This window comes from Streptomyces montanisoli (genome assembly GCF_017813245.1).
Lineage (GTDB): Bacteria > Actinomycetota > Actinomycetes > Streptomycetales > Streptomycetaceae > Streptomyces > Streptomyces montanisoli.
On the sequence record NZ_JAGIQL010000037.1, the window covers coordinates 44381 to 50479 of the forward strand.

General features: G+C 72.6%; 8 protein-coding genes. All 8 read right to left on the reverse strand.

Features of this window, described 5'->3' with window-relative positions; all coding sequences use genetic code 11:
* Nucleotides 1-34: 34 nt before the first annotated feature.
* Entirely contained in the window at nt 35-328 is a 294-nt protein-coding gene (locus tag JFN87_RS12185; protein WP_245179260.1) for a hypothetical protein, read from the reverse strand.
* Between the two features lie 110 nt (nt 329-438).
* Nucleotides 439-1176, reverse strand: coding sequence for a response regulator transcription factor (locus tag JFN87_RS12190; protein WP_209340015.1), 738 nt, complete (start codon nt 1174-1176; stop codon nt 439-441).
* Entirely contained in the window at nt 1173-1922 is a 750-nt protein-coding gene (locus JFN87_RS12195) for a DUF8745 domain-containing protein (RefSeq protein ID WP_209340016.1), read from the reverse strand. Before JFN87_RS12195 ends, JFN87_RS12190 begins: the two co-directional genes overlap by 4 nt.
* Nucleotides 1923-1973: 51 nt before the next feature.
* On the reverse strand, nt 1974-2864 hold the full coding sequence (locus JFN87_RS12200; protein ID WP_209340017.1) for a DUF5936 domain-containing protein: 891 nt from the start codon (nt 2862-2864) through the stop codon (nt 1974-1976).
* 24 nt (nt 2865-2888) lie between these two features.
* Nucleotides 2889-3839: a type II secretion system F family protein gene (locus JFN87_RS12205; protein ID WP_209340018.1), complete on the reverse strand. Its 951-nt coding sequence runs from the start codon at nt 3837-3839 to the stop codon at nt 2889-2891.
* Nucleotides 3840-3860: 21 nt separating this feature from the next.
* Nucleotides 3861-5276, reverse strand: a complete 1416-nt coding sequence (locus tag JFN87_RS12210) for a TadA family conjugal transfer-associated ATPase (protein WP_209340019.1) — start codon at nt 5274-5276, stop codon at nt 3861-3863.
* The gene (locus tag JFN87_RS12215) at nt 5273-5713 is read right to left on the reverse strand and encodes a TadE/TadG family type IV pilus assembly protein (RefSeq protein WP_209340020.1); all 441 of its coding nucleotides are present in this window, start codon (nt 5711-5713) and stop codon (nt 5273-5275) included. Before JFN87_RS12215 ends, JFN87_RS12210 begins: the two co-directional genes overlap by 4 nt.
* A partial coding sequence (locus tag JFN87_RS12220; protein ID WP_307865412.1) for a TadE/TadG family type IV pilus assembly protein occupies nt 5700-6099 on the reverse strand: 400 nt, incomplete at its 5' end. The genes JFN87_RS12220 and JFN87_RS12215, both read right to left, overlap by 14 nt.

Consider the following 6099-nt stretch of genomic DNA (forward strand, 5'->3'; position numbering starts at 1 on the left):
GCGGCCGCCTGCCCGGAGTCCCGGCGATCCCGTCTCAGCCGCCGGCGCTGGTCACCTTGGCCACGGCCGACTTCAGCGCGTCCGCGATGGTCTTGTCGATCCCCGTACCCACGATCGCCACGATGATCAGCGCCACCAGGATGATGATCCCGAGGTACTCGATCGACCCCTGACCCCGGTCGCGAGCGCGGTCGCGGTCGCGAGCCCCGCGGCGGAGTGCGCGGGCCGCCGTGTTCGCCCATGTGCCGACGTACACCCGCGCCCTTGCCGCGGCCCCCAGCGTCCTGTGCGTCACGGTGGTCACCTCCGTCACCTCTGCCACTGTCATCCCCAGTCACGGCCTCCTCACGGCCTGTGACACTGGTGACCCCGGCACCGTAAGTCCCCCGCGCGGCCGTGCGCGTGGGTCCCTGGGCCCAACCGTGGGCCCACTCGCGATCAGTCATGGCCCCGCGAACCCCCTCCCCCTCCCGTGGTGCCGTGCCAGCGGGCGATCGCCTCGCCCCTGCTGCCCGCGCCGAGCTTGGCGAAGATGCGGTTGATATGGTTCTTCACCGTCTTCTGGCTGATGAAGCACGCGGCGGCGATCTGCTGGTTCGTCATGCCCGAGCCGATCAGGTCCATGATCTCCACCTCCCGCCCACTCAGCCCCGACGAATGTCCCACATTCGCTTGCTCTTGCAAAGACACCGGGAAGGGTGGGGGGTTGGGCGCTGAGTTGGGCCGGGAGTCGGGCGCGGGCGCCGCCCCGCCCCGCAGCGCCTGCAGCACCGCGCTCGACGCCGAAGGCGTCAGGTGCGGCCTGCCCTCGCGCACCCCGCGTACCGCCGCCACCAGCTGGTCAGCGGTGAACTCGCCGTGCACCAGGTAGCCGCCCGCGCCAAGGCGCAGCGCCTCCTGGACCGTCGCAGGCTCGGCACTGTACGTCGTCATCAGGACCGGCGCGAGCCGCACCAGGTACGGCAGGGCCGCGATCCCGTCGTACCGCGGCATCCGTACGTCGAGCAGTACCACGTCGGGCCGGGTGCGCACCGTCGCCTCGTAGGCCTCGCGTCCGTCGGCCGCGCCCGCCACCACCTCGATGCCGTCACGGTCCGACAGCAGCGCCGTGAGTCCCGCGCGCACCACCAGGTTGTCGTCCGCCACGACCACGCGCAACACGTCAGCCCGTCTCACCCGCCGTCACCTCCCTCCGGTCCTTCCGGGAGGAACAGGAGACCCCCGCCGTCGACGCACGTGGCGGCAGCGGGGCCTCCCGCGCCCGCCGTCACGTAAGTGGCCCGCAAGCCGTGCCGTTGCTGGAACTCGGCGGCGTTTGCCGCCAGTTCGGCCGGCAGGGCGACGCCGTCCCCGTCGCCCGCCGTCCGCACCCGGCGCAGGTCGGAGAGGAGTTCGCGGGACTCGGCCGCCGCGCGGCGCGCCGAGCGTGCGACGAGCTCCGCGCGCGCCCTGACCGCGTCGGGGCCCATCGCGCCCGCGGACCCCGCGAGGCCGGCGGCCGCGACGCAGAGTCCTGGCAGCAGCACGTCCATGCCGTGCACGCGCCCACCGCCGGTCACCGCGTACGCGCCGGCGAGCAGCAGCGCCTGGAGCACGGCGAAGACCGCCGCCCCCCGCCACCCGTACAGGCACAGCAGGACGCGCCCGAACCGCTCCCAGTCGCGCACCAGCACGTAGGACACCATGAAGGTGACGAGCACGGCCGCGCCGACCAGCACGATCGGCAGGCCGCGCGCGGTGCCGCGCAGCGCGAACGGCGTCGCGAGCACGACCATCGCCATGCGGAAGCCGAGTACCTGCCTGCTCAGCGCCTGCAGGGCGTTGAGCTGCAGGGGCAGGGGCGGCACGTACCGGGGCGGCATGCGCCGTGGCGGCATGCGCCGTGGCGCGTCGGCCGGGGTGCGCGTCTTCGTCCGTCGCACCGGCTGTCCCTCCCTTCCCCGCGATCGTCGTCACCGTGCCCGCACGCCGTCTCAGCCGCCCAGCAGCTGCCCGAAGTCCACCCCCGACCCGTAGTAGAAGCTCATCGCGATCAGCAGCAGCGTCGCCGGCAGCATCACCAGCGTGACCACCAGCGTCGTCTTCGGCACGGCGCGCGCCGCCGTGCGCCGCGCGTTCTGCGCGTCGGTGCGGCGCATGTCCTCGGCGATCTGGATCAGCGTGTCGACGATCGGCGCGCCGAGTTCCTCGCCCTGCTGGAGCGCGCTGACGAACATCGACACCTGCTCGCTGTCGTTGCGCCGGCGCAGCTGGTCGAACGCCTCCCTGCGCGGCACGCCGAGGTCCATCTGGCGGATGGTGACGCGCAGTTCGTCGGCCCACGGGCCCTGGTACTTCTCCGCGACGCGCTCCAGCGCCTGGCGGAAGCCGAGCCCGGCGGACACGACGACGGCGAGCACGTCGAGGAAGTCGGGCAGGGTGCGTTCGATGTCGGCGCGGCGCCTGCGCGTGGCGACGCGGATCACGACGTCCGTCCACACCAGGCCGAACACGAGCGCGGCGATCCCGAGCGGCAGTTGGCCACTGGCCGTCAGGGCGAGCGACGCGACGACGCCGAGGCCGCCGAAGACAGCGCGCCGTGCCGCGTACCGGTCGACGGTGAGGCCGCCGGGGTTGCCCGCGCGATCCAGCCTCTTGCGCAGCGCGCCCACGCGCCTCGGCCCCATCAGGCGCAGCACGGCGGGCGCGAACCGCATGCCGATCCTGTCGATGCCTGAGCCGACGGCCGAGGTCCTGGTGGCGCCCACTTCGAGTGCGACGCTCAGGTCCTCGGGGAGCTTGGCGTCCGCGCGGTACATGCGGATGCCGTGGAAGGCCCCGTAGACGGAGAGGCCGAGGACGGCGGCGAGTGCGAGTGCGGTCATGGCGTGTCCCGTTGCCCTTCCCGCTCAGACCCGTACGGCGGACATGCGGCGGATGAGGAAGAGGCCGGCGCCGTAGAGCACGAACGCGAGTACGGTCGCGATCCTGCCGATGCCCGAGCCGGTCATCCGGTCGAGCGCGCCGGGCGTCGCCTGGTTGATCAGCAGCAGGAAGCCGAGGCCGAGCGCGGGTACGGCGACGGCCGTCACCTTGATCTGCGACAGCATCGTGGTGACCTCCCTGCGGGTCTCCTTGCGCTCCTCCAGGGTCTTCGTGAGGTTGCGCAGCGAGCTGACGACCTGGCCGCCCGCGCGGTTGGACAGGACGAGCGTGGTGACGAGGACGACCAGTTCGCGCGACGGCAGCCGGGCGGCGAGCTCGTCGAGCGCGTCCTCGAAGGCGTGGCCGACGGCGAGCCTGTCGGAGACCCTGCGCAGCTCCTCACCGGCCGGGTCGTCCAGCTCCTCGGCGGCCATCGACAGCGCGGTGCGCATCGCGAGCCCGGCCTGCGTGGCGTTGGCGAGCACCCGGGTGAGCTCGGGGAGCTGGTTGATGAACGCCTCGGTGCGCTTGGTGCGCTGCCAGCTGAGGAACGCGTTGGCGCCCCACAGGCCCGCGAGTGCGGCGAGCACGCCGAAGAAGGGCGCGAAGAACGAGCCGACGACGAAGTACACGACCAGCAGCCCCGCCACGGTGTAGACGGCGAACTCGCCCGGCGTCAGGTCGAGTCCCGTGACGGCGATCTTGCGGTCGATGCGACGGCCGAGGCCGGTGCGGCGCAGCCTGCGGTCCACCCCGGGGAAACGAGGCCTGCGGCCGCCCGCGGGAAGCTCGGGGCGTTCCGCCTCCGCCATCCTGGCGATCAGCTCGCGGCGCTGCGAGCGGCCCGCCGCGTAGGTGTGCACGCCGAGGACGGCGAACAGCAGGGCGAGGAGCGTCACGCCGAGCGTCAGGAGCGAGAGGTCGGTCTTGTCCATGGTGCGGGTTGCCTCCTCGGGTCAGTAGGTGGTGGGCGGCGGGACGGGGCCCTGGAGCTGCCCGGCGGGCGGGGCGTGGCGGCCGGCCGGCAGCCGCAGGGCGGCGGAGCCGCGTGTCGCGAGCTGCTCGTCGGTGTGGGCGACGCCGAAGCCCGCCGGTACGCTCTCGCCCTTCATGTAGAGCCGCTCGGCGACCGCGCGGGGCAGCGGGTAGTACGCGAAGCGGCCGTGCACGCGGCCGTCGGGCGTCATCGGCTCGGCGAGGAAGCGGCAGACGGACACGATGCGGTACTCCTCGTGGCCGTACGAGTCGACGACGGCGATCTCGGTGATGCGGCGCGAGCCGTCCGCGTGCCGGGTGAGCTGCACGATGACGTCGACGGCGCTGTTGATCTGGTCCTTGATGGCGCCGAACGGGATCTCGACCTCGGACATGGACGACAGCGTCTGCAGCCGCATCAGCGCGTCCTCGGCACTGTTGGCGTGCACGGTGGCCAGCGAGCCGTCGTGGCCTGTGGACATGGCCTGGAGCATGTCGAGCGTCTCGCCGCCGCGCACCTCGCCGACGATGATCCGGTCGGGCCGCATGCGCAGGGAGTTGCGCACGAGGTCGCGGATGGTGATCTCGCCCTTGCCCTCGACGTTGGCGGGCCGGCTCTCCAGCGTGATCACGTGGTGCTGCTGGAGCTGGAGTTCGGCGGAGTCCTCGATGGTGACGATGCGCTCGCCGTCGGGGATCGTCGCGGACAGCGCGTTGAGGAGTGTCGTCTTTCCGGTGCCGGTCGCGCCGGAGACGATCACGTTGAACTTGGCGCGCACGAGCGCCGCGACCAGCAGCATCATCTGCTCGTCGAGCGAGCCGAGGCCGATCAGTTCGGCGAGGGTGTAGGAGCGCGGGAAGCGGCGGATGGTGAGGATGGGGCCGGTCAGGGAGAGCGGCGGGATGATGACGTTGACGCGCTCGCCGGACGGCAGGCGCGCGTCCACCATCGGATTGGCCTCGTCCACGCGGCGGTTGACGGTCGACACGATCCGCTCGATGGTCTGCATCAGCTGGTCGTCGGAGCTGAACCGCAGCGGCAGCTTCTCGATCCGGCCGCCGCGCTCGACGAAGACCTGGTCGGCGCCGTTGACCATGATCTCGCTGATCGACGCGTCCTCAAGCAGCGGTTCGAGGATGCCGAGGCCCAGCGCCTCGTCCACGACCCGCCGGATGAGCTGGGAGCGCTCGGCGCTGGAGAGCACCGGGCCCTCACGGCTGATGATGTGGCCGAGCACGCGTTCGAGGCGCGCCCTGCGGTCGGCGGCGGCGAGCGCCGACATCTCGGCGAGGTCGATCTCTTCGAGCAGCTTGGTCCTGTAGGCCGCGACGAGCAGGCTCTCCTGGCTGTGCCCGCCCGCGGGCTCGGGGGCGGCGATGCGGGAACGCAGGCTCACTTCGTCACTCCTTGGGCTCCTTGGGCTTGAGAGCCTTGGGCTCCGCCGGGCAGCGTGTCGAGGGGCATGGTCACGCTCCGTGTCGCGTCGCCGAAGTCGAACACGGGGATGAGCGCGGGGATGTGGACGCGGGCGGTGACCTCGATGCCCGTGCCGGTCGGCGTCTCGCTGAACCGCCCGTCGAGCCAGCCGCTGATGGCGGCCTGCCCGGCGGCCTGGTAGCTGTCGCCCCTGGTCTCCCGGTAGGTGGCGGCGCGGGCGGCGGCCCGCGCGCCCGTGCCGGCCTGCTGGACGGTGTACGCGACGATGCCGAGCTGCAGGGCCGCGAGCGCGACGAACAGGAGGAGGGTGACGACGCCTACGTACTCCAGCGCGGCCTGCCCGCCGTCGCGGCGCGAGCTTCTCCCGTTGGAGGCTGTCGTCCTACGAGCCCGCATGCTGGTCCTCCCGCACGGCGGCGCCGTAGCCCGTCACGTCGATCGGGAGGGTGAAGCCCGGGAAGAGGACGGGCACGCCGATCTTGACGTCGGCCGTCGCCATCGTCCCGCCGGGGTTACACCGCGGCATCACATGGAACGCCGCGGGGGCCGCACGCTGTGCGGCCGCCTGGCAATTGCCGCCGACGGCCGCGGCGTGGGCGGCCTCGTCGGCCGCGTCACCTGCCACGGAGAACGCGTAGCCGATGAGGGCGGCCTCCCACATGAGGGCGAGCGTGACGAGGATGACGGGGATCATGCCGGTGAACTCGATGGCCGCCTGCCCGCGGTCCCCGCGCAGCGCGGCGATCCGCGCCGCGGCCCGGTGGCGCAGCGCCCGCGCCGCG